Raw genomic sequence first — 23,223 nt, forward strand, 5'->3', positions numbered from 1 at the left:
TGCTGCAGGATGAGGTTAATGTAGAACATGTGAACGAGGGGGTGTCATCATGGTGAAGCAGCAGGTCGAACAGGCCGTCGCACAGATCGAGGCCGGCCTGGCCACACTCTCCCAGGTGATGGCTGATCCCGCGGCCATCCCCTTCGACGAGGTCGCCGGCTCCTTCGGGAAGCTGGAGGCGGCCGTCAACAGCAAGGCCCACCTGGACGCGGCCTTCGCCTGGCTGGCGGAACGTGCCGGGGCCGGACGCCTGGTCGGCTCCGTCAGCGCGCTGGAGTACCTGACCCGCACCCTGGGGCTGTCCCGACGCGAGGCCATTGCCCGGTTGAAGACGGGCCACAACCTGTTCAGCCCGCCTCCCCCGCCGCCGGAACCCGAACCCGGCGAGTCCGAGGAGGAGCGCCACGCCCGGGAGGAGGCGGACCGGGCCCGCGTCGAGCGCGAACGCCGGGTGCGGGAGGAGGCCCGCCGCAAGGCGGAGGAGCAGTCCGCCGAGATGCTCCGCATCATCGACCGGGAGCTCGCCGACCTCGACGAGCACGCGAAACCCGGCCGGGCAGAACTCTACAACCGGGCACTGTCGGAGGCCGCCCGCCGGGCACCGGAGGACCTGCGCACCTGGCTGCGCCGCCAGGTGAAGCTGGCCAACGCCGCCGGAGCCCCGGATCCGCTCGCCGGCTACCGCCGCCGCTTCCTCCTGGTCGGGGAACCCGATGCCGACGGCAGCTGCACCATCCGGGGCAGGCTGCCTGCCGCGGATGCCGCCATGCTCAAGGCGGCGCTGGCGCCGGGGGAACGTCCCGGTGCCAACCTCCCCGATGAGGACGCCGAGGACACCCGTACCCGTGCCCAGCGGCGCGTGGACCAGCTGGCGGTCATCCTGAAGCGGCACCTGGCCTCCCAGCAGGCCGCCTCCCGCTACGGGGTGGGCTCCATCCTGCTGTCCTTCACCGCCGAGGACCTCGCGGAACTCTCCCCCACCTCGGAGTTCAGCACCAACACCGGCGACCGGCTCAACGTCGTCGACATCCTCCGGTTGGGGGCTGCGAAGTTCGACGTCATGGCGCTGCACGACACCGACGGCCAGCCCCTGGCGCTGGGCCGGGCCAACCGCCTGGCCAGCTTCTTCCAGCGCGTCGCGCTCTACGCCGCTCAGGGGGTGTGCGGCTGCCCGGACTGCAGCAGCGCGGCGATCCACAACGACGCCCACCACATCCGGGCCTGGGAGAATGGCGGGGGCACCGACCTGCACAACCTGACGCTGGCCTGCCAGCTGCACCACGCCGACAACGACGATTCGCGCAGCGGCACCGGCAGCCGGAGCTACCTCGACCGCTGCCCCGTCACCGGACGGGTGGGCAGGCGCGCCGGCCCCGGCCAACCGCTGCGCTTCAATGACACCCAGACCGAGGCCGACTCCGCCGGGGCCCGCATCCGGAGACGCAACCGCCCACCCCCTGAAGAGGAGGTCGCCTGATGCCCGATGTCACCTGTGGGTCAGTAACCCGTCTCCAGGTTGACCTCGTTCGGCATGCGTCCGCCTGCCTCGAAGGCGGCGGCGTTGGCCACCACCAGCCGTCCCATCCGCTCCTGGATGATGCTGAATGTGTTGGCGGTGTGCGGGGTGATGATGCAGTTGGGTATGTCCCACAGCGGGTGACCATCAGGCAGGGGCTCCGGGTCGGTGACATCCAGGGCCGCCCCCGCGATCTGACCGCTGCGCAGGGCCTCGACCAGGTCGTCGGTGTGGACCAGGGGGCCGCGGGCGACATTGACCACCACGGCGGAGGGCTTCATCTGCGCGAAGATGTCCCGGTTGATCATGTGGCGGGTCTCCTCGGTGAGCGGGGCGAGCACCACGAAGATGTCCGCCTTCCCCCACACCTGCACCGCATCGGCCATGGCATAGGACTCGTCCGCGCCCGTCACTTCGCGGCCGGAGCGGGTGACGGCGATGATGCGGACCCCGAAAACGGAGAGCATGCCGATCAGCTTGGTGGCGATCCGTCCGGCGCCGATGATGGCGACGGTCTTGTTGTCGAAGAGCCACTGCTTCTTCTCGTCGATCTCACGGGCCACGGAGAAGGACTTCGCCAGGGTGACGGTCTTGTGCATGTGCATCTGGGCCAGCAGGAGCCCGATGGTCGATTCCGCGACGGTGTCGTCGTAGAGGCCGGAGGCACAGGCCCACCGCACGCCACCCGGGTGGATGAGACCGGCGGAGTGGAGGGCGTCCACGCCGGCGAAGGCCGCCTGCACGTAGCGGATGTTCCCGGGCAGTGGATCGGGGAAGTTGTCCGGCCCGCCGTTGAAGACGAGGAAGTCCGCCTCCCCGATATCCTCGACCAGTTCATGTCCGGCTGCCTCGATCTCGGCGATGGCGTCCGGCCACTGCTGGGGCTGGAAAGCGAACTTCACGGGGGTCTCCTTGTGGTGGCTGTATGGAAGGTGCCACCACGCTACCGGACCCGCCTACGGTCAGTAACCCCGTTCGATGTCCACTTCGGTGGGCATCCGCAGCCCGGCCTCGAAGGCGGCGGCGTTGGCCACTATCTGCGGTGCGATCATGCGCTGCGCGATCCGGCCGGTGGCGGCGATGTGCGGGGTGATGGTGCAGTTGGGCAGGCGCCACAGCGGGTGGCCGTCGGGCAGGGGCTCGGGGTCGGTGACATCCAGCGCAGCCCCGGCGATCGCCCCGGTCTGCAGCGCGTCCACGAGGTCGTCGGTGACTATCAGCTCGCCGCGGCCCACATTGACGACGACCGCGGAACTCTTCATCTGCTCGAACTTCGAGGCGTCCACCAGTCCGGCGGTCTCATCGGTCAGGGGCATGGCCAGGACGAAGGCGTCGGCCTGCGACCACACGTGCTCGGCCTCGGCGATCGGGTACGTCTCGTCTGCCCCGCCGACCACCCTGCCGGAGCGGTTCACGGCAACCACCTTGACGCCGAAGGGGCGGAGCATGGGGATCAGGGCGTCGGCGATGCCGCCGGCACCGATGATGGCGACGGTGGCGGTGTCGAAGAGCCAACCCTGGGCGGCGTCGATGGGGCCGCGGGCCCGGAAGGAACCGGCGAGGGAGGCGGCCTTGACGTGGTGGAGCTGCGCGAGCAGCAGGGTCATGGCGATCTCGGCGACAGGTTGGCCGTAGACACCGGCGGCGTTGGCCCAGCGGACCTGACCGGGGCGCATGACGCCGGCCTCGATGAGCCGGTCGACGCCGGAGAACACGAACTGCACGAAGCCGATGTTGGCGGGCAACGGTTGGGGCAGGCGGCCGCCGGCGTAGATGAGGAACTCGGCCTCATCCAGGTCGGTGGTGAATTCATGGCCGGCGGCCGCCACCTCGGCGACGACGTGGTCCCAGACGCCGGGGTACATGGTGAACTTCAACAGTGATGCGCTCCTGGTTACGCGAAGGTCCTCACAGGCGTGAGGCGAAATTGGAAAGGTAGTCGGCGTGCACGACGGGACGGCGCTGACCTTCGGGAAGGTCCTCGGTGTGTTTGCCCAGCATGTTGACGAGGACATCCGAGTCGTAGGCGACTTCACCGCGGCCGACGACCTGGCCGTCGGGGCCGATGATGTCGACGATCTCCCCGGCCTGGAACTCACCCTCGACGGCGGTGACGCCCACGGCGAGGAGGGAGGTGCCACCGGCGGTGACGGCCTCGACCGCACCGGCGTCGAGGCGCAGGGTGCCGCCGATGTCGGCGGCGTAGAGGGCCCAGAACTTCCAGGCGGAGAGGCGGTTCTCCTTGGGGTGGAAGACGGTGCCGACGGTGGCGTCATCAAGTGCAGTTCCGATATTGTCGGCCGAGGTGAGCAGGACGGGTACGCCACCGCGGGAGGCGAGTCGGGCGGCGGCGACCTTGGAGGCCATGCCGCCGGTGCCGACGAGTCCCCCGTCGCCCGCGATGACGCCCTTGAGGTCGTGGCCACTGCGGACCTCGGAGATGAAGCGTGCGTCGGGTTCGGCGGGGTTGCGGTCGTAGAGGCCGTCGACGTCGGAGAGCAGCACGAGCGCATCGGCGCTGATGAGATGGGCGACGATGGCGGAGAGCCGGTCGTTGTCGCCGAAGTGGAATTCGGAGGTGGCGACGGTGTCGTTCTCGTTGACGATGGGTACGACGCGCAGCTGGCGGAGGCGGTCGATGGTGCGTTGGGCGTTGTTCGCCCGGTCGCGGCGGCCGGCGTCGGAGGCGGTGAGCAGCACCTGGCCGATGGTGCGGTGGTAGCGGGCGAAGGAGCGGCCCCACTGGTGGGCGAGGTGGACCTGGCCGACGGCGGCGGCGGCCTGCTTGGTGGCCAGGTCCGTGGGGCGCTGGGCGAGGCCGAGGGGGCCCATTCCGGCGGCGACGGCACCGGAGGAGACCACGATGATGTCCGAGTTGTACATCCGGGCCTGGAGGGCGTCGACGATGTGGTTGATCTTGTTGGGGTCGACCGTGAAGTCCTCGTTGGTCAGGGATGAGGAGCCGATTTTGACCACGACCCTCTTGGCGTGGGCGATCCGCTCACGCATCTCCGACTCATGACCGAAGGCCGGGTTTTCACCCGGCTCGACGACCGGGGCAGGGAAATCCACTCCGACGGCTTTGTCGGCGTGGTTCCCGTACGGGGACAGGGGCAGTCCTTGAGGGCGTGTCGTCATGTCTGCCCAGTCTACAGGCACTCCCCCGACCGGGGTCAGCCTTCCCAGCGCTCCCGGGAGGCGGTCTCGTCGTCGCCGTAGTCGTATTCGTCGATGAGTCCGCGTCGGGCCTGGGAGGCGCGCTTGCGTTCCGTGGCGGAGAGCCGCTCGTTGGACAGCAGGCGGGCGTCCTGGCCGCGGCCGGCCACGGTCGGGTCGACGCCGGCGCCGGTGAGCGGTTCCCAGTCGAAGGAGACGTCGCCGATGGTGACATGGGCCCCTTCGCGGGCACCGGCCCTGTGCAGGGCGTCCTCGACACCCATGGCGGCGAGTCGGTCCGCGAGGTAACCGATGGCTTCCTCGTTCTCGAAGTCGGTCTGGGTGATCCAGCGTTCGATCTTCTCGCCGGTGACGACGAAGCCGCCCTCGATCTCCGGGTCGGGGGTGACCACGAATTCGGGCGCGCGGCGCTTGCGGGCGTCGACGGCCTTGGGGCGGATGATGGTGTGCTCGGTGTCCACCGCCGCACGGGGGCGGCGTCGGCGGTCCTCCTTGACGATCTCCAGGAGCTTGTACTTCAGCGGTTCCAGGCCCTTGTGGGCGACGGCGGAGATGATGAAGATGGGCCAGCCGAACTTCTCCTCCAGGTCCTCCCGGACGAACTCGGCGAGTTCCTCGGCCTCAGGCACGTCGGCCTTGTTGAGGACGATGACGCGCGGCCGGTCGCTCAGGTCCCCGAGTCCCACGTCGCCTTCGAGCACCGACTCGTAGGCGGCGAGTTCGGCCTCCAGGGCCTCGATGTCGCTGACCGGGTCGCGGCCGGGCTCCATGGTGGCGGTGTCGACCACGTGCACCAGCACGGAGGTGCGTTCGATGTGGCGGAGGAAGTCCAGGCCGAGGCCCTTGCCTTCGGAGGCCCCGGGGATCAGGCCGGGGACATCGGCCATGGTGAAGGACTCGTGTCCGACGTTGACCACGCCCAGGTTGGGGGCCAGCGTGGTAAAGGGGTAGTCGGCGATCTTGGGTTTCGCGGCGGAGAGCACCGAGATGAGCGAGGACTTGCCGGCGGAGGGGAAGCCGACGAGGCCGACATCGGCCATGGTCTTCAGTTCCAGGATGAGGTCGTGCTGCTCACCGGGTTCACCCTTGAGCGCAAAGCCGGGTGCCTTGCGCTTGTGGGAGGCCAGTGCGGCGTTGCCCAGGCCACCGAAGCCACCTGCGGCGGCGATGAAGCGGGTGCCGGGCACGGTGAGGTCGGCCAGGACCTCCCCGCCTTCAGACATGACGACGGTGCCCACCGGCACCTCGAGGATGAGGTCCTCACCGCGGGCGCCGTTGCGGTTGGAGCCGGCGCCGTTGGCGCCGCGGTCGGCCTTGATGTGGGGGCGGAAGTGGAAGTCCATGAGGGTGTGCACCTGGGGGGAGACCTCCAGGATGATGTCACCGCCGTGGCCGCCGTTGCCTCCGTCGGGTCCGCCGAGTGGTTTGAACTTCTCCCGGTGGACGGACACGCAGCCGTGGCCGCCGTCTCCGGCGGCGAGGTGCAGGACCACGCGGTCTACGAAGCGGGACATGTGGGTCTTCCTCCTGTTGTGGGGCAGGTAGTGCTCAAGAATACCTGCAGAAATGGCCGAAACCCGCCGCTCCCCCGGAAGGGATGCGACGGGCTCCAGACAGTGGTCGTTATGACCTAGGCGTCGACGGTCTCATTCTCAACGATGTTGACCATGCGACGGTTGCGCTTGATGCCGAACTCGACGGCACCGGCCTTGAGGGCGAAGAGAGTGTCGTCGCCACCGCGACCGACATTCTCGCCCGGGTGGAACTTGGTTCCGCGCTGACGGACCAGGATCTCACCGGCCTTGACCTGCTGGCCACCGAAACGCTTCACGCCGAGGCGCTTGGCCTCGGAGTCGCGGCCGTTGCTGGAGCTGGATGCACCCTTCTTAGTTGCCATTGGTTACCCTCCTTGGCTTATTTGATACCGGTGACCTTGAGCACCGTCAGCGGCTGACGGTGACCCTGGCGCTTCTTGTAGCCGGTCTTGTTCTTGTACTTCATGATGTGGATCTTCGGGCCCTTGGTGTGCTCGACGATCTCTGCGGCGACGCTCACGCTGGCGAGGTCATCGGCCTTGGACTTGACGTTGGAACCGTCGACGAGCAGAACGGGGGTCAGAGCCACGGACGCACCCGGCTCACCCTCGAGCTTCTCGACCTTGACGAGGTCACCTTCGGCAACCTTGTACTGCTTGCCGCCGGTCTTGACGATCGCGTACATAGGAGGGTTACCCCTTATCTAAACTCGGCTCAGGTTCGCGGACGCGGACCTGAATGGACGTATTTCACTGGCGTTTCAAGGGCCTGCAGGCACACCGGAGCCCCAGGGGGCAGGGCGGCGCAATATCCCTAAAACAGCGACTGTCAAAGACTACCCCGCCAGCTCGCCAAAAGACAAACTGCTGGTGTGAGCCATTAACGTCCGCTGCTCCGCCTGCTCACGCGCCTGCGGCCGCGGCCCGCGCGCTTCTCGACGCCACCTTCCACCACGTCCCGTTTCTCCTCACGCCGGGGCGCCTGCTCCGGCTGTGCGGGTGCGGTCTCCTGCGTCGTGGCGGTGGTGCGGCGCACGGCGCGCCGGCGTCCGCGTGCCCTGGTGGGCGCGCCGGAGGAGACCTCCTGCGGCTGCTCCGTCACCCGGCTCTCCGCGCGGGGGCTGGTGGAGCGGCTGACCCGACGGCGTCCGCGGCCACGCGGGCTGCTCTCCTCCTCAACCTCCCGGGTCTCCCGAACCTCGGGCACCTTGATCATGGTTTCCTCGGCCCTGGCCACCGGGCCGGAGGGTGCCGAACCGGGGAAATCCTCCGGCTTCGGGCGGTGGTCCGAGCGGGAGTTGCCGCGGGTGCGGCGGCGACGGCGCGGGGAGGCATCGAAATCGGCGACCGCCTGCTGGAAGGTCTTCTCCCCGCCCGCAGTGGCTGGTACGTAGTCGGCACCCGAGGGTTCCTCGGGGTCGATCTCATCGGCCCGGTCCACGGCGGCGTCGACGATGGCTTCGATGTCGCTGCTGCCGGACTCCTCCACCACCTCGGGGGCCTCGGGGGCATCGGGGGCGCGGCCCCGGCTGGTGCCGCGGCGGCCGCGTCGGGACCGGCGGCGTCGGGAAGCAGTGTCGGGTTCCTCGTCGGTGACCACGACTGCGGCGGCGAGTTCCTCGATGTCCGGGGCCTGTGCGTCCTCGGCCACCTCAGCAACCTCAGTCTCCGCCGGCTCCTCCTTGCGCAGGGCGGTGGCCGCCGGGTGGTGGGAGCCACGGCCGCGCTGACCGCGGGGCCGCTCCTCGATCTCGGGGTGCTCCTCAACCGGGTCCTCATGCAGGATGAGACCGCGGCCTGCGCAGTGCTCGCATTCGGTGGAGAAGGTGTCCAGCAGGCCGGTGCCCAGGCGCTTGCGGGTCATCTGCACCAGGCCGAGGGAGGTGACCTCGGAGACCTGGTGGCGGGTGCGGTCGCGGCCGAGGGCCTCCTTGAGGCGGCGCAGCACCAGTTCCTGGTTCTCGGGCAGGACCATGTCGATGAAGTCGACGACGATCATGCCGCCGAGGTCGCGCAGCCGCATCTGGCGGACGATCTCCTCGGCCGCCTCAAGGTTGTTGCGGGTGACGGTCTCCTCGAGGTTGCCGCCGGAGCCGGTGAATTTTCCGGTGTTGACGTCGACGACGACCATCGCCTCGGTCCGGTCGATGACCAGGGAGCCGCCGGAGGGCAGCCAGACCTTGCGGTTGAGGGCCTTCTGCAGCTGCTCGTCGACACGGAACTGCTCAAAGGCGTCCTTGCCGTCGCGTTCGTCACGGTTGTAGCGCTGCACGCGGTCGAGGAGGTCGGGGGCGACGGACTTCACGTAGGCGTGGACGGTGTTCCAGGCACGGTCGCCGTCGACGATCAGCGAGGTGAAGTCCTCGTTGAACAGGTCCCGGACGACCTTGACCAGCATGTCCGGTTCCTCGTACATGGTGACGGGGCGGGCGCCGCGGGAGCTGGTCTCCTTGCCGGCACGTTCCTGGATGTCCTCCCAGAGGCGGTGCAGACGGTCGACGTCGGCGGCGATGGCCTCCTCCGGCACGCCTTCGGCGGCGGTGCGGATGATCGCCCCGCCCTGGCCCGGCACAACGCGGGCGAGGATCTCCTTGAGGCGTCTGCGCTCGGGTCCGGGCAGCTTGCGGGAGATGCCCGCGCTGCGGCCGCCGGGCACGTAGACCAGGTAGCGGCCGGCCAGGGAGATCTGGGTGGTCAGGCGCGCCCCCTTGTGGCCGATGGGGTCCTTGCTCACCTGGACGAGGACCTGGTCGCCGGACTTCAGGGCCTGCTCGATGCGGCGGCCGCGGCCGCCGAGGCCTGCGGACTTCCAGTCGACCTCACCGGCGTAGAGGACACCGTTGCGACCCTGGCCGATGTCGATGAAGGCCGCCTCCATGCTGGGCAGCACGTTCTGCACGCGGCCGAGGTAGATGTTGCCGATCATGGAGGCCTGCGCCTCGCTGGTGACGAAGTGTTCGACGAGCAGTTCGTCCTCGAGCACGCCGACCTGGGTGACCACGCCCGGGTGGTCGTGGCGCTGACGTTCGCGCACCACCATGGTGCGTTCGACGGATTCGCGGCGGGCCAGGAACTCCGCCTGGGAGACGATGTGCTTCTTGCGGCGGCCCTCCTCGCGCATCTCGGTGCGGCGGCGGCGCTGCGCCTCCAGGCGGGTGGAGCCCTTGAGGGCGACGGGCTCCTCAGGCAGGTCCTCCTCCTGCTTATCGACGTCCACTTCCTCGACGGTCTCCGCTACCTCGGGGGTCTCCTGCTCCTCGGGGCCCCGGCCACGGCCGGCGCCGCGGCGGCCGCGTCGGCGGCGTCGTGAAGCAGTGGGCTCATCCTCGTCCTCATCCTCGTCCTCATCCCCGGTCTCCACCGCGGCAGCTTCCGTACCGGGGGCCATGAACAGCGGCACGAACTGTTCGACGACGGATTCCTCCACCGGCTTCGGGGTGATCTCCGGGGTGACGTCCTCCAGGAGGTCCCCGGTCGGTTCCTCCTGCAGGAGGACAGCGAGGTCCGCCTCGACCCTCTCCTCGATCTGGGAGATCTCGTTGGCCACGTTCTTGCGGACCCGGTTGCGGAGCAGCTCCGCGCCCTGCGGGGCGTCCTCCGGTTCAGTCTCGGCCTGGGGGGCGAGCGCGTCGATGACCTGGCGGGTCTCTTCGGGGGCGAGTGCGGACTGGGCGACCTTCTTCAGGCCCAGGCCTGCTGCCACCTCGATGATCTCCCTCGAGGTCTTCCCCAGCGCCTTGGCCAGGACATGGACGCGGACCTTCTTCTCCAGCAGCTCGGGGTCGAGCTGCGGCTGCACGGCCTGCACCTGCTCTGCCTGGGGCGCGGCGGTCTTCCGGGTTGCCTTGCGCGTGGAGCGGCGCTTCCTCGGCGCCGCCTTCTCCCCGCTGTCAGTGTTGTTTCGGTCGGTGGGTTCGGTGGATTCAGCCACGGGTTCTCCTGTTGTTCCTCAGGGCGGTTCACTCCCCGGGCGCTGGCGAGGGGTCCTCGCCGCCGCCGCACAGGGGTCGCCTGCAAAGTTTCGTCGTTGTCTGCGGTATTGAGTTGTGCAACTTCTGGGGTACTGCCTCGAGCACCCCACATCAGGCCGGGGGCGATGACAGCACAATCCAGCCACCATTGTCGCACACCAGGGGGTGGCCGTGCCGAAGCGCGTAGGGTCGGAGGCTGTGTCGGAAGAGTTGTCGCCCTACCGCGAGCGCACTGCCCTGCCCCTCGGGCGTGCGCTGATCCCCTCCGCCGGGGTCGGCGCCACGTTCACGTTCATCATGACCGGCCTGACAGTCCCCGCTCTGGTGGCCGCTGCGGTGACGGCCCTGACCGCCTGGCTGGTGCTGCCCCGCAGCTTCTGGTCCGGCGGGATGGACATGACCACCCTTTCCCCCGTGGATTGCTCCCGCTGGGACCGGGTGCGCCCGTTCCTCCCCGGTGCGCTGGCATTCGGGGCGGGACTGCTGCCCGGTGACGGGGTGATCGGCGAGGTACCCGTGTGGCCATTCTATTTCGTGGGCACCACAGCCGCGATGGTGTGGGCGGCCCGCGGGGGCGGGCGCCGCAGTGAGGTCGTGGGCCGGCGCCGGGCCCGGGCGGCCCTGGAGACCACCCCGCTGGAGGAGGCCACCGCCACCCGCCTGCGGGCGGCCGCCGCACACCGGGAGGTGCTGCTCGGCCTGACCGCACTCGGGGCCATCGACGGCATCCGTGCCCGGGTGTGGAAACTCGCCGAGGTCCTCAACCGGGAGGAGTCGGAGGTGCACGGAGAGGTCATCGCGCTGCACCGGCAGGGCGTGGTGGGGGTGTCCACGATCGACTCCGGGGCGGACACCTCCCGCCATCTGGTGGAGATCACCCCGGTGGGTGTGCGGGTGCTGGAGGAACTGCACCGGAGATGAGCGGAGATGACGAAGGCCCCCGCACGTGGCGGGGGCCTTGAGCATGTTCCGGGAACTACAGGTTCGGGAACCAGATGGAGATCTCGCGCTCGGCGGACTCCGGGGAGTCGGAGCCGTGGACGACGTTCTCACCGACGGTCAGGGCGAAGTCACCGCGGATGGTGCCCGGGGTGGCCTTGGAGACCGGGTCGGTGCCGCCGGCCAGCTGACGCCAGGCCTCGATGGCACGCTCGCCCTCGACGATGCCGGCGATCAGCGGCGCGGAGGTGATGAACTCGACGAGCTCACCGAAGAAGGGCTTGTCGGAGTGCTCGGCGTAGTGCTGCTCAGCGGTGGCGCGGTCGGCGACACGCAGGTCCAGGGCGGTGAGCTTGAGGCCCTTGCGCTCGATGCGGGCGATGATCTCGCCGACGTGGCCGTTGGTGACACCGTCCGGCTTGATGAGGATGAGAGTGCGTTCAGTCATGGCGAGGATCCTACCTGAGCAGGTGCCGCTCAGCGCGTTGAGGTCCCCGCCCCGGTATCCAGCACCTCGTGGCTGACGCCGGTCTCCAGGACGGTCCGCAGCCGGTCCGGGTCAATCTCCCCGTCGGGGGCGGTGCAGGCCCGCATCCCCTGGGTGCGGTCCTGGCCGAACTGCAGCCGCAGGCACACGAAATCATCACTGCGCCCGCTCGTCCCCTCGAGTTGGGCACGGGTGAGCTCCGGGTACACGGGGAGCACTTCGGCGGCGGCAGCCAGGCGGCACCGGGAGTCCGCGCAGTCCGGCAGCCGGAGGGTGACCATCCGGCCGGTGCGGTCGAAAACGACCGCGGCCACCGGCGTGCCGGGGCCGGTGAAGGCGGCGGTGGCGTCGAAGACGGTGGCCCGGGTGTGTTCCGCCCCGGAGTAGTTGACCCCGTCGAGCCGGAAGAAGTTGGACTGTTTGCGGACGTCAACGCCGCCGGAACGGTTCTGGTCCTGGAGCAGGCCGATGAGCCGGGAGACCCCCACCCGGTCGAGGCCCTCGAAATCGGGGCGGACGATGACCTCGCCGACGCCCTTGTAGCCGACCCCACTCTGGTAGCTGACGTGTTCAGCCAGTCCGGCCTCCTCCGCCTCACGTTCGAACTTCGTGGCCAGCTGCCGGGCCTGCATGCCGTTGAGGGGGCCGCAGGCCACGAAGTAGAAGCCCCCGATGAACAGGGCCAGCGCCACGAGGAGACCCGCCAGCACGCGGAGGAGGATCGCCAGCATGGCTCAGCGTAGTTCGAGGACTGTCCGGCGGGCCTGCTCCGGGGAGGCGTCGCGGAACCAGAGCTGGACCTGGCGGATGGCGGCTCCCTCGTCGCCGCGGTCGAGCATCCCGCGCAGGGTGGCGCGCTTCTCCCCGTCGAGGACGATCTCGCCTGGCTGACGTTCCTCGGCGACGATTTTGAGGCCCATGACGAGGAACACCCCGGCGGCGAGGAGGGCGATGACGGCGGCGAGGTTCGAGACGTCGAAAAGCTTGAGGACGAGGGCCACCACACTGAGTGCGGCGGCGAGTCCGAGGTAGAGGGCACGCATGTCATCCAGCATAACCCGCCCCCGCATCATCATTTTGAGTATATATCAACAACATCTGTTGTAGAGTGGTGCCATGTCCGTCACCGACCGCTTCCCCGTCGAGCAGGTCCTCACCCCTGCTCCCCCGCACTGCACCGATGGCGCCCGAGTCGAGATCATCACATCCCGCGAGGTCCCGCTCGGCGGCCCACGTGCCATGACCGTCCACCGCACCCTCCCCCAGCGCCAGCGCAGCCTCATCGGCGCCTGGTGTTTCGTCGACCACTACGGACCTGACGACGTCTCCGTCTCCGGCGGCATGGACGTCGCCCCGCACCCGCACACCGGCCTGCAGACGGTGTCGTGGCTCTTCGAGGGCGCCGTCACCCACCACGACTCCGGCGACCAGCACGCCGTGGTCCTGCCCGGGGAGGTCAACCTCATGACCGCCGGCGCCGGCATCTGCCACTCGGAGGTCTCCACGCAGGACACCACGCTCCTGCACGGCGTGCAGCTGTGGACCGTGCTGCCCGACGCCGACCGCAACGGCCCCCGCCGCTTCGACCACCACGCCCCCGAACCCGTCCACTTCGAGGGCGGCAGCGCGCTCGTCTTCCTCGGTTCCCTGCTCGGCTACGACTCCCCCGTCCACACCTTCAGCCCCCTGCTCGGCGCGGAGCTCCGCCTCGAGCCCGGCGCGGTGCTCATCCTCGACGTCGACCCCGCCTTCGAGCACGGCCTGCTTGTCGACGCCGGCCAGATCGACCTCGAGGGCGTAGTCGTCGCCCCCACCGAACTCGCCTACACCGGTGTCGGTGAGAAGCAGCTGCGCATCCGCAACCACGGCGAGACCCCCGCCCGGATGGTGCTCATCGGAGGTGAGCCCTTCGGCGAGGAGATCGTCATGTGGTGGAACTTCGTGGGCCGCGACCATGCCGAGATCGAGAAGTTCCGCCAGGAATGGCAGGGCCAGAGCGACCGTTTCGGCGTCACCCGCGGTTACATCGGCAAGGATCCCGCCGGCCCGACCTGGCTGCCCGCCCCCGCGCTGCCGCATGCCGCCATCCGGCCGCGGCGCAACCCCGATCCTGTCGCCCGCCCCGAAGAGAGGATCTGACCGTGATCACCCGCCTACCCGACCGCTTCGAGATCACCGTCGACAACCACACGGCCGGCCACACCGCCTACCTGGACCGCGGTGGGGAACGCATCTTCCACCACACCGAGATCGGCGGGGAGTTCGGCGGCCGCGGCCTGGCCGGGCAGGTCGTCGAGGCCGCCCTGAAGCAGACCGCCGAGGCAGGGAAAACCGTGGTCGCCGTGTGCCCTTATGTGCGAAAATGGCTGGAGAAGAACAACCCGGAAGACATCACGTGGCGCAAGCCCACCCCGGAAGAACTCACCTGGCTGAAGAAGGAACTCCCATGACCCGCAAACCGCCGTACCTGGACAAGTTCTATCCCGACGTCTACAAGGCGCTGGGCCAGGTCTCGCGCCAGCTGCGGGTCCTCTACCCTGACGTCGACCTGCCGCTGAGCCTCATCGAGCTGATCAACGTGCGCGTCAGCCAGATCAACGGCTGCGGCACCTGCCTGTCCGTCCACGTGCCCGCGGCGCGCAAGGCCGGGGTGCCGGAGTACAAGCTCGACGCGGTGGCCGCCTGGCGGATGACCGACGAGTTCACCGAGCAGGAGCGCGCCGCGCTCGAGCTGGCGGAGACCCTGACGGTGCTGCCGAAGGACCGGGACAACTCGCAGGCCGGCGCCATCGCCTGCGATGTCTTCGCGGAGGAGCAGGTGGCGGCCCTGGAATGGGCGATCATCATGATCAACGCCTTCAACCGGGTGTCCATCGCCTCCGGCCACCCGCTGATCACCCCCCCGCTAGGGCACTAAATGTGCTGGGTGGTCAGCCAGCCGCGCTTCATCCGCTCGATGAGGGTGGAGCGCAGGTGCAGCAGGTACCACCACACGATGATGAAGATGACCGCGATGATGGCCACCGAGTAGTGGACGAAGAAACCGCCGACCAGGAGCACCACCTGGAGGGCCATGCTCACGGGCAGCGCCCACTGGAAACGCTGCAGGAAGGCCATGACCACATGTGCCAGGCCGACGGCTGTGATGAAGCCCCAGTTGCCGGTGGTCCAGTGAGAACCTTCATCGACCTTGAGGATCACGGTCAGCGAGAGCAGGATCGTGATCGCCTCGAGGATCAGGGTGCCGGACATGACCCCCCGGATGCCCTTGAGCGGGTCCTTCTCGGGGGCGTGGCCGGGGCCGAGGGGACTGTACTCGGGTTGGTTGGCGGGGGTGGGGCTCATCAGGCGGGGTCCTTTCCGAACAGGGTGCGGGCCTCGCCCGCCGTGATCACGGAGCCGGTGATGACGACGCCGGCACCGGACTGGATGTCAGCGTCCTCGGCGAGTTCAACGGCCAGCTCGTAGGCGGAGGCGAGGTGCTCGTCGACGTGGACGCGTTCCTCACCGAAGATGTCCCGGGCGTACTCCGCCAGCTCATAGGCGTCGAGGGTCCGGGGGCTGGTGTTCTGGGTGATGACCACCTCGGAGAGGTAGGGCTCCAGCGCGATGAGGATGCCGCGGGCGTCCTTGTCGTCGAGGACACCGACGACACCGATCAGGCGGCTGAAGTTGAAGTCACGCTCCAGGGCCTGGCCCAGGGCGGTGGCGCCGTGGGGGTTGTGCGCGGCGTCGATGAAGGTGGTCGGGGTGGAGCGCACGCGCTCCAGGCGGCCGGGCGAGGCGACCTCGGCGAAGCCCTCGCGGACGGTGTCCAGGTCCAGGGGGCGGCCGGCGCCGGCACCGAAGAAGGCCTCCACCGCGGCCAGGGCGACCGCCGCGTTGCGTGCCTGGTGCTCACCCGACAAGGGCAGGAAGAGGTCGTCGTACTCGCCGCCCAGACCGCGCAGGACCAGCTGCTGGCCGCCGACGGCGACGGTCGCGGAGACCACGCCGAATTCGGAGCCGGCGCGGGCGACAGCGGCGTCGACGTCCACGGCACGCTGCAGGATGACCTTCATGGCGGCCGGGTCCTGTTCGGCGACGATCGCGATGTTCTCCGCCGGGGTGAGCAGGTCATCGCTGTCCCAGCGGGATTTGATGATGCCGGCCTTCTCCGCCGCGATCTCCTCGATCGTCTCCCCCAGGTAGTCGGTGTGGTCGAGGCCGACGGGCATGATCACGGCCACATCCGACTGGATGACGTTGGTGGCGTCCCAGGTCCCGCCCATGCCCACCTCGACGACGGCCACGTCGACGGGGGCGTCGGCGAAGGCGGCGTAGGCCAGGGCCGTGAGCACCTCGAATTTGGACATGCGGACGTCGGAGCGGGCGTCGACAAGCTCGACATAGGGCTGGATCTCCCGCCAGATGCGCACATAGTCGCGCGGGTGGATCGGTGCCCCGTCCATACTGATGCGTTCGGTGACCAGCTGCAGGTGCGGGCTGGTGGTGCGTCCGGTGCGGCGGTGGAAGGCGCGCAGCAGCGACTCGATCATCCGCACGGTCGAGGTTTTGCCGTTGGTGCCGGCGACGTGGATCGCCGGGAAGGAGTTCTGCGGGGAACCCAGCAGGTCCATGAGCAGTTCGATCCGCTCGAGGGAGGGGTCGATCTTCGTCTCCGGCCAGCGGGTGTCCAGCTCCGCCTCGACCGCGGCGAGTTCGGCGAGGTCCTCCGGGGTGATCTCCACCGGCGCGGGCTTCTCGACGTCCTGCTCACCCAGGTCGATGTTCAGCTTCAGCCCCTGCTCCGTGATCTCCACGGCCTCGTTGAGATCGGCGAGCTCCCGGGCGTCGGCGAGGTCCTCGAGGTCCTCGTCATCGGCGGCGTTGTCGAGGATCTCGTCTTCACGGCTCATTTCAGGGCCTCCAGACGGGCGGTGATGCGTTCGACCTCTTCCTGTGCGACCTGCTGGCGGGTACGGATCTTCTCGACGACCGCGTCCGGCGCCTTCGACAGGAAGGCCTCGTTACCGAGTTTCTTGGCGGTGCCCTCGAGTTCCTTGTGGGCGGCGGCGAGGTCCTTCTCCAGGCGCTTGCGCTCGGCGGCGACATCCACCGTGCCGGAGGTGTCCAGCGCGACGGAGATGGTGGCCTGCGAGAGGCGCAGCTCGATGGAGGCGGATTCGGTGAAGCCCTCCTCCGGGGCGGTGACGCGCGCCAGGGAGCGGACCAGTTCCTCCTGGCCCTGCAGGTCGGCGGCGGCGAAGTCGATGGCGGCGGGGACCTTCTGGGAGGGCTTGACGCCCTGGTCGGAGCGGAAGCGGCGGATCTCGGTGATCAGCTTCTCGGCGTCGTCGATGCGCCGGACGGCGACCTCGTCGGTGGCCACGCCGCCGTTGGTGTCGGCGGCCGTGGGCCATGCGGCGGTGACGATGGTGTCCTGTTCGGTCAGGGCCTGCCACAGCACCTCGGTGACGAACGGCATCGTCGGGTGCAGCAGGCGCAGGACGACGTCGAGGACGCGGCCCAGGACCAGCTGGGTGTTGCGGCCGCGCTGGTCGATGTCCTCGCGCGGGATCTGGGTCTTGGCGATCTCCAGGTACCAGTCGCAGACCTCGTCCCACGCGAAGTGGTAGAGCTCCTCGTTGGCCTTGGCGAACTGGTAGTCGTCGAGGAAGGCGTCGACATCCGCGCGGACATGCTCGAGACGGTCGAGGATCCAGCGGTCGGCGTCGGTCAGCTCCTCCCGGGCCGGCAGCTCGCCGATACGCGCTCCGTTGAGCAGCGCGAATTTGGTGGCGTTGAACAGCTTGGTGGCGAAGTTGCGGGAGGACTGGGCGGCATCGGCGCCGACCGGCAGGTCCACCCCCGGGTTCGCGCCGCGGGCCAGGGTGAAGCGCAGGGCGTCGGCACCGTAATCGGCGACCCAGTCCATCGGGTCGATGCCGTTGCCCAGGGACTTCGACATCTTGCGGCCCTGCTCGTCGCGGACCAGGCCGTGGAGGAAGAGGTCGGTGAAGGGGACCTGCGGACGGCCGCCGGTGCCCTCGCCGAGGATCTCGGGGGTGATCTTCGCGGCGAAGGTGCCGAACATCATCATCCGCGCCACCCAGAAGAAGAGGATGTCGTAGGCGGTGACCAGCACGGAGGTCGGGTAGAACTTCGCCAGGTCGGGGGTCTGCTCCGGCCAGCCCATCGTGGAGAAGGGCCACAGCGCGGAGGAGAACCAGGTGTCCAGGACATCCGGGTCCTGGGTGTAGCCCTCCGGGGCCTGCTCGTCGGGGCCGACGCAGACGATCTCACCTTCCGGGCCGTACCAGATCGGGATGCGGTGCCCCCACCACAGCTGGCGCGAGATGGTCCAGTCGTGCATGTCATCGACCCAGTCGAAGTAGCGCGGTTCCATGCTCTTCGGGTGGATCTTCGTGTCACCCTCGCGGATGGCGTCGCCGGCCATCTCCGCCAGCTCCCCGACCTTGACGAACCACTGCAGCGACAGGCGCGGCTCGATGGCCTCGCCGGAACGCTCGGAATGTCCGACGGAGTGCAGGTAGGGGCGGACCTCCTTGACGATGCGCCCCTGCTCCGCCAGTGCCTCGCGCACCGCGACACGTGCCTCCTCGCGGGTCATGCCGTCGAAGCGGGTGCCGGTGTCGGCGATGCGGCCGGTCTCGTCCATGATCGTGGGCATGTCGAGGTTGTGGCGCAGGCCCAGGGCGTAGTCGTTGGGGTCGTGCGCCGGGGTGATCTTCACGGCGCCGGAGCCGAACTCGGGGTCGACGTAGTCGTCGGCGACGACAATCATCGACAGGTCATCGCGGAAGGGGTGCGGCAGGGTGGTTCCCACCAGATCCCGGTAGCGCTCGTCCTCGGGGTGGACGGCGATGGCGACGTCGCCGAGCATGGTCTCCACGCGGGTGGTGGCGACGACGACGTGCGGCTCGGCGTCGTCAAGCGAGCCGTAGCGGAAGGAGACGAGCTCGCCCTCGACGTCCTTGTGGACGACCTCGATGTCGGAGACGGCGGTCTCGAGCACCGGCGACCAGTTGACCAGGCGGTTGGCCCGGTAGATCAGGCCGCGGTCGTAGAGCTCCTTGAAGATGGTCTGCACCGCACGCGAAAGCCCCTTGTCCAGGGTGAAGCGTTCGCGGGACCAGTCGACGGAGTCACCGATGGCGCGCATCTGGGACTGGATGCTGCCGCCGTACTCCTCCTTCCAGTCCCAGACCTTCTCGATGAACTGGTCACGACCGTAGTCGTAGCGGTCCTTGCCCTCGGTCTCCTGGAGCATCTGCTCGACCCGGGACTGCGTGGCGATGCCCGCGTGGTCCATGCCCGGCAGCCACAGCACCTCATAACCCTGCATGCGCTTGCGGCGCACCAGCGCATCCATGAGGGTGTGGTCCAGGGCGTGGCCCATGTGGAGCTGTCCGGTCACGTTCGGCGGAGGCAGGACCACCGAGTAGGCCGGCTTGTCGCTGGTCGGGTCGGCGGTGAAGTAGCCCGCATCAACCCAGCCCTGGTACAGCTCAGCCTCCACAGACTGGGGATCCCAGGACTTGGGGAGGGCATCGGCACGGTTCATCTGGTTCTGCTCAGTCACGCGGACCATCATAGCGCCCCCGGCTGCAGCCTTGACCCTCACGTGACGTCAGGGTTCATGATGTGAGCATGAGAATCTCCGAGGTCGCCCGCGCCGCCGGCTGCTCCGTACGCGCCGTCCGCCACTACCACGCCTCCGGGGCGCTGCCCGAACCCCCGCGCACCGCCGCGGGTTACCGCGACTACCGCATCACCGATCTCGCGGCGCTGCTGCGCGTGCGGATCCTGGTCGAGGCCGGCGTGAGCCTCGCTGACATCCGCAGCGGTGTCCCCTCGCTTCTCGACGCCGCCCTGGACCGCCTCGACACCCAACTCGCCGAGCTGCACGCCCGGCGGGAGCGGCTGCTGGCCCTGCGGGCGGGGGAACTGGGCCTGCCCGCGGACATCCGGGCCCGGATCCTCGACGTCCTCGGCACCACCGACCACGCCCGCCGCGAGATCGACGCCCTCGACTTCATGGGGTTGAGCGGGGTGGCCACACCGGAGACCTGGGCCGTGATCCGGGCCAACCTCGCCGACCCGGCCCGGCGCGCGGAGATGCGGCAGGCGCAGGAGCACTGGGAGAACCTCGGGGAACTCAGTCCGCACTCTGCTGAAGTCGACCGGATCATCAACGAACTGCGCGCAGCCGCCGGCGGTGGCCTCATGTACGGAAGCCGGGAGACCCTCACCCCGGGGAGACGGGGCTGGGTCTGCAGGACCTGGACGTCCGCGGCGCCCAGCTCCGCGCGATCGCGGAACTGGCGGAATTGGCATGAGGTTCCTCTTCCCCGCCCTCGGATTCCTGGTCATCGCCCTGGATGCCTGGCCTTCTTCCTCGGCGTCGAGGTGACTGTCTTCGCCGGCTACCTGCTGTGGTGCCGTCGACGGGGCGTGCATCCCCTCGAGACGTTGCCGCTGCTGCGCTATGTGCGCGTGGAACTGCACGCCTGGGCGGATCTGTCCCGGCTGCTGCGGCGCCGGACGGTGGTGCCCGAGGGGACGGTGGCCCTGCACGCACGGCGGGGGTGGTGGCAGCTGCCGGCGGCCTTCACCGCGGCGATCGGCATCGAGATCATCGCCGTCGAACTCCTCGTTCCCTGGCTGTGGCTGCGCCTGCTGCTGCTGGTCACGTCGCTGTACTCGATCGTACTGCTGTGGGGTGTGCTGGCGGGCCGCGTCGTCCACCCCCACCACCTGGGCGGTGAGCTGGTCCTGCGCCAGGGGCGGGAGGAGATCCTCCGGGTCCCGGTCGACGAGATCGGCACCGTGCGCACGGTACGTGGTTTTGAGGCGGACACCCGGGTGATCCGGGACGGGAGACTGACGCTCGGCGGTCCGGAGGGCACCAACGTGGAGGTCGTCTTCACCACCCCACAGGACGGGGTGGACTCCTGTGCGCTGTGGCTGGACGACCCCACCGTGTTGACGTGCGCTGCTACCCCACCTGCGCCGGCTGGCCGACGTTGACGGTGGCGGTGACCACGAAGTCATCCTCCGGGCACTGGATGCTGATGGCGGCGATGCCGTTGCCGTCGACGGTGACCGTCTCGATGACCTCCGGGCCGTGCTCGCAGCGATCGACCGGCACGGCGGCCAGCTCGACGGGGCTGAGGTCGCGCAGCTGCGGGTCGAAGGGCACGAGAACCTCGGCCAGCAGGGTGAGGTCCCCCGGGTGGTCGGTGGCGGCGTCGAGGGCGGAGTACTCCACGTAGCGGAACCAGCCGACGTTGTGGGCCGCCCGGTACCGGCGGGTGACGGTGAAGCCGTCACCGGAGCCGGCCTGGGCATCCGGGCCGACGAGGGCGTCGAAGCTGACGGCCGCACCGGCGTCACGCTCACGGAAGACACCGATGCCGCGGGAGAGCCGGTCACGCAGGTGGTAGTCGGAATCCGGGTCGGCGGCGATGGCCAACCCCACGGCGGTCGAGGCGGTGGGCAGCGGGGAGCGGTGGACACGGCGGCCGAAGCGCTCACGCAGCATGCGCGGGACCAGCGGCAGAGCACTGGCACCGCCGACGAGGTAGATGCCGGCGATCTCGGTCTCCGCCAGGGACTCGGAGGCTCCGATCAGCGGCTGCATGACCTCCAGCGTCTGCTCGACCAGCGGGGTGGCCTCCTCGTAGAACTCGGCGACCGGGAGAATGACGTCATCGTCGCCGAGCTCCAGGATCAGGCGGCGCGACTGCGGCTTGAGCTGTTCCTTGGCGGTGCGGGCCTCGTCGACGATCTTCTGGCGGGCACGCCGGCCGAAGACATCGTCGGCACGTCCGGCGGTGGCCAACGCGAGGTCGGCGAGGAGCTCGTCGAAGTCGTCGCCGCCGAGGCGGCTGATGCCGAGGGAGGTCTCGACGACGTGCTCGGGGCCGTCGATACGCATGAGGGTGACGTCGAAGGTGCCGCCGCCGAGGTCGTAGACGATGACGTTGGAACGCCGTGAGCTGAGGGTGCGGGCGTGGAGGTGGGTGTACTCGAAGGCCGCGGCGCTGGGCTCGTTGACCATGCCCAGCACGGTGGCGCCGGCGCGGGTGAAGGCGTCGAGGGTGAGCAGACGCTGTGCGGAGCGTGCATTGGCGGGTACCCCGAGGACGATCTCGATCTCCTCGTCTCCGGCGTGCTCACGCAGCTGGCGGACCACGACCTCCGCGAAGGTCACCAGCACCTCCCCCAGCGGGCGTTCCTGCTTGCCCAGACGGACGGGGGTCTCCGCAGTGGTGTCCCCGTCACTGAGCAGCCGCTTGAAGGAACGGACGAGCGTGGGACTGTCCAGTGCCAGTGCCTCCCATCCGCCCACGAGGCGGTCACCGTCGAGGGCGACCACCGACGGGATGTACCCGCAGGGGTCGCCCTCGAGGTCGGTGACGGGGAGCACGGGGTAGTTCCCGCGGTCGACCGCCGCCACGACGGTACGTGTGGTGCCGAAATCAATCCCGAAGCGCATGCCGACGACACTAGCGGAATTATGCGCGGATGCTACCCGAACAGAGACTCCACGGCGTGGCGCTCGGCCCTGAGCTCCTCGACATTCTTCGCTATCAGCTCCCGCTGGAAGTCACCCAGCTCCAGGCCGGACACGATTTCCCAGGCCCCGTCACGGGAGATCGTGGGGAGTCCGGCGACCAGTCCCTCGTCGATGCCGTAGGAACCGTCGGAGGGCAGGGCCGTGGACACCCACCTGTCCGTGCCCTGGATCCAGTCCCGCATGTGGTCGACCGCTGCGGAGGCGGCGGAGGCCGCGGAGGATTTGCCGCGCACCTCGATGATCTCCGAACCACGCCTGGCGACCCGCGGGATGAACTCGCCCACGTACCAGTCGTGGTCGATCTTCTCCATCACCGGCTCACCGTTGACGGTGGCGTAGGTCAGGTCCGGGAACTGGGTGGCGGAGTGGTTACCCCACACCACAACGTCCTCGAAGTCGGTGGTGAGCACGCCGAGTTTCTCCGCCAGCTGCGCCAGCGCCCGGTTGTGGTCCAGGCGCATGAGCGCGGTGAACCGCTCCGCCGGAACATCCGGGGCGGACTGCTGCGCGATCAGCGCATTGGTGTTGGCCGGGTTGCCCACGACCACGACGCGGATGTCATCGGCGGCGTGGTCATTGATGGCCCTGCCCTGCGGGCCGAAGATGCCGCCGTTGTTCTTCAGCAGGTCCGCCCGCTCCTCACCCTTGCCGCGCGGCTTCGCGCCGACGAGGAAGGCCGCGTTCGCCCCCTCGAAGGCGGTCTCCGCACGGCCGGTGACGGTGATGTTCCGCAGCAACGGCAGGGCGGAGTCGTTGAGCTCCATGGCCACGCCCTCGGCCGCGCCGGTCGCAGCGGGGATCTCCAGCAGGCTCAGCTCGACGGGGACATCCGGGCCGTAGACCTCCCCTGCGGCGATGCGCCACAGCAGAGAGTAGGCGATGTTTCCGGCGGCGCCGGTGACGGCGATCTTCACGGGGTTCGGGGTCACGGGGGATCCTTTCAGGCGGGCTGTACGCCAGGGGTGCGACTGGGGGCTACCGACGGGTTCCAGCCTAGCGGGATCAGGCCCGCGG

General features: G+C 69.1%; 21 protein-coding genes. 6 read left to right on the forward strand and 15 right to left on the reverse strand.

Annotation, left to right across the window (positions count from 1 at the left end; genetic code table 11):
- Nucleotides 1-49: 49 nt before the first annotated feature.
- The gene (locus NYP18_RS11115) at nt 50-1,477 is read left to right on the forward strand and encodes an HNH endonuclease signature motif containing protein (protein WP_259428266.1); all 1,428 of its coding nucleotides are present in this window, start codon (nt 50-52) and stop codon (nt 1,475-1,477) included.
- Nucleotides 1,478-1,497: 20 nt separating this feature from the next.
- Here NYP18_RS11115 and NYP18_RS11120 read toward each other — a convergent pair whose 3' ends face one another.
- The 7 genes from NYP18_RS11120 to NYP18_RS11150 all read right to left on the reverse strand — a co-directional run bounded on the left by NYP18_RS11120 (nt 1,498) and on the right by NYP18_RS11150 (nt 10,158).
- Entirely contained in the window at nt 1,498-2,418 is a 921-nt protein-coding gene (locus NYP18_RS11120; RefSeq protein WP_259428267.1) for a D-isomer specific 2-hydroxyacid dehydrogenase family protein, read from the reverse strand.
- Nucleotides 2,419-2,478: 60 nt separating this feature from the next.
- A complete protein-coding gene (locus NYP18_RS11125) occupies nt 2,479-3,393 on the reverse strand; it encodes a D-isomer specific 2-hydroxyacid dehydrogenase family protein (RefSeq protein ID WP_259428268.1) in 915 nt (304 codons plus the stop codon).
- A gap of 31 nt (nt 3,394-3,424) precedes the next feature.
- The gene (gene proB / locus NYP18_RS11130) at nt 3,425-4,654 is read right to left on the reverse strand and encodes a glutamate 5-kinase (RefSeq protein WP_259428269.1); all 1,230 of its coding nucleotides are present in this window, start codon (nt 4,652-4,654) and stop codon (nt 3,425-3,427) included.
- Nucleotides 4,655-4,689: 35 nt separating this feature from the next.
- Entirely contained in the window at nt 4,690-6,207 is a 1,518-nt protein-coding gene (gene obgE, locus NYP18_RS11135) for a GTPase ObgE (RefSeq protein ID WP_259428270.1), read from the reverse strand.
- A gap of 116 nt (nt 6,208-6,323) precedes the next feature.
- Nucleotides 6,324-6,590 carry a 50S ribosomal protein L27 gene (gene rpmA / locus NYP18_RS11140; RefSeq protein WP_126121075.1) on the reverse strand — a complete coding sequence of 89 codons (267 nt, stop codon included), beginning with the start codon at nt 6,588-6,590 and terminating at the stop codon, nt 6,324-6,326.
- A gap of 17 nt (nt 6,591-6,607) precedes the next feature.
- Entirely contained in the window at nt 6,608-6,913 is a 306-nt protein-coding gene (gene rplU / locus NYP18_RS11145; protein WP_126121074.1) for a 50S ribosomal protein L21, read from the reverse strand.
- 194 nt (nt 6,914-7,107) lie between these two features.
- The gene (locus NYP18_RS11150; protein WP_439648086.1) at nt 7,108-10,158 is read right to left on the reverse strand and encodes a translation initiation factor IF-2 N-terminal domain-containing protein; all 3,051 of its coding nucleotides are present in this window, start codon (nt 10,156-10,158) and stop codon (nt 7,108-7,110) included.
- Between the two features lie 211 nt (nt 10,159-10,369).
- Between NYP18_RS11150 and NYP18_RS11155 the strand changes: the two genes are divergently transcribed.
- A complete protein-coding gene (locus NYP18_RS11155) occupies nt 10,370-11,119 on the forward strand; it encodes a hypothetical protein (RefSeq protein WP_259428271.1) in 750 nt (249 codons plus the stop codon).
- Nucleotides 11,120-11,174: 55 nt separating this feature from the next.
- Here NYP18_RS11155 and ndk read toward each other — a convergent pair whose 3' ends face one another.
- From ndk to NYP18_RS11170, 3 genes are read right to left on the reverse strand one after another with little or no spacing between them, the layout of a single operon-like run.
- Nucleotides 11,175-11,585 carry a nucleoside-diphosphate kinase gene (ndk, locus tag NYP18_RS11160; RefSeq protein ID WP_259428272.1) on the reverse strand — a complete coding sequence of 137 codons (411 nt, stop codon included), beginning with the start codon at nt 11,583-11,585 and terminating at the stop codon, nt 11,175-11,177.
- Nucleotides 11,586-11,614: 29 nt separating this feature from the next.
- Complete coding sequence (locus NYP18_RS11165) at nt 11,615-12,355, reverse strand: hypothetical protein (protein ID WP_259428273.1); 741 nt, start codon at nt 12,353-12,355, stop codon at nt 11,615-11,617.
- Nucleotides 12,356-12,358: 3 nt separating this feature from the next.
- Nucleotides 12,359-12,667 (reverse strand): hypothetical protein, encoded by a 309-nt coding sequence (locus tag NYP18_RS11170; protein ID WP_259428274.1) that lies wholly within the window; start codon nt 12,665-12,667, stop codon nt 12,359-12,361.
- Nucleotides 12,668-12,740: 73 nt separating this feature from the next.
- On the opposite strand from NYP18_RS11170, the gene NYP18_RS11175 reads away from it, so the two are divergent.
- The 3 genes from NYP18_RS11175 to NYP18_RS11185 are packed head-to-tail and all read left to right on the forward strand — an operon-like array spanning nt 12,741 to nt 14,541.
- Nucleotides 12,741-13,763, forward strand: coding sequence for a pirin family protein (locus NYP18_RS11175; protein WP_259428275.1), 1,023 nt, complete (start codon nt 12,741-12,743; stop codon nt 13,761-13,763).
- A 2-nt stretch (nt 13,764-13,765) separates the two neighbouring features.
- Entirely contained in the window at nt 13,766-14,074 is a 309-nt protein-coding gene (locus tag NYP18_RS11180; RefSeq protein ID WP_259428276.1) for a GNAT family N-acetyltransferase, read from the forward strand.
- On the forward strand, nt 14,071-14,541 hold the full coding sequence (locus tag NYP18_RS11185) for a carboxymuconolactone decarboxylase family protein (RefSeq protein WP_259428277.1): 471 nt from the start codon (nt 14,071-14,073) through the stop codon (nt 14,539-14,541). The genes NYP18_RS11180 and NYP18_RS11185 overlap by 4 nt, the downstream gene beginning before the upstream one ends.
- Here NYP18_RS11185 and NYP18_RS11190 read toward each other — a convergent pair.
- The 3 genes from NYP18_RS11190 to NYP18_RS11200 are packed head-to-tail and all read right to left on the reverse strand — an operon-like array spanning nt 14,538 to nt 19,218.
- Nucleotides 14,538-14,969, reverse strand: a complete 432-nt coding sequence (locus tag NYP18_RS11190) for a DUF4233 domain-containing protein (RefSeq protein ID WP_259428278.1) — start codon at nt 14,967-14,969, stop codon at nt 14,538-14,540. The genes NYP18_RS11185 and NYP18_RS11190 overlap by 4 nt on opposite strands.
- Nucleotides 14,969-16,522 carry a bifunctional tetrahydrofolate synthase/dihydrofolate synthase gene (gene folC / locus NYP18_RS11195; protein ID WP_259428279.1) on the reverse strand — a complete coding sequence of 518 codons (1,554 nt, stop codon included), beginning with the start codon at nt 16,520-16,522 and terminating at the stop codon, nt 14,969-14,971. Before folC ends, NYP18_RS11190 begins: the two co-directional genes overlap by 1 nt.
- Nucleotides 16,519-19,218, reverse strand: a complete 2,700-nt coding sequence (locus NYP18_RS11200; protein WP_259428280.1) for a valine--tRNA ligase — start codon at nt 19,216-19,218, stop codon at nt 16,519-16,521. Before NYP18_RS11200 ends, folC begins: the two co-directional genes overlap by 4 nt.
- Before the next feature lie 59 nt (nt 19,219-19,277).
- Between NYP18_RS11200 and NYP18_RS11205 the strand changes: the two genes are divergently transcribed.
- Nucleotides 19,278-20,657 carry a MerR family transcriptional regulator gene (locus NYP18_RS11205; protein WP_259428281.1) on the forward strand — a complete coding sequence of 460 codons (1,380 nt, stop codon included), beginning with the start codon at nt 19,278-19,280 and terminating at the stop codon, nt 20,655-20,657.
- Here the strand turns inward: NYP18_RS11205 and NYP18_RS11210 are convergent.
- Together NYP18_RS11210 and NYP18_RS11215 are read right to left on the reverse strand one after the other, a co-directional pair.
- Nucleotides 20,626-22,128, reverse strand: a complete 1,503-nt coding sequence (locus tag NYP18_RS11210; RefSeq protein ID WP_259428282.1) for an Hsp70 family protein — start codon at nt 22,126-22,128, stop codon at nt 20,626-20,628. The two genes, NYP18_RS11205 and NYP18_RS11210, sit on opposite strands and share 32 nt — an antisense overlap.
- A gap of 32 nt (nt 22,129-22,160) precedes the next feature.
- Nucleotides 22,161-23,138, reverse strand: a complete 978-nt coding sequence (locus NYP18_RS11215; protein WP_259428283.1) for a malate dehydrogenase — start codon at nt 23,136-23,138, stop codon at nt 22,161-22,163.
- Nucleotides 23,139-23,223: the final 85 nt, after the last annotated feature.

Origin of the sequence: Corynebacterium lemuris, from assembly GCF_024919295.1 — a bacterium.
Taxonomy (GTDB): Bacteria; Actinomycetota; Actinomycetes; order Mycobacteriales; family Mycobacteriaceae; genus Corynebacterium; species Corynebacterium lemuris.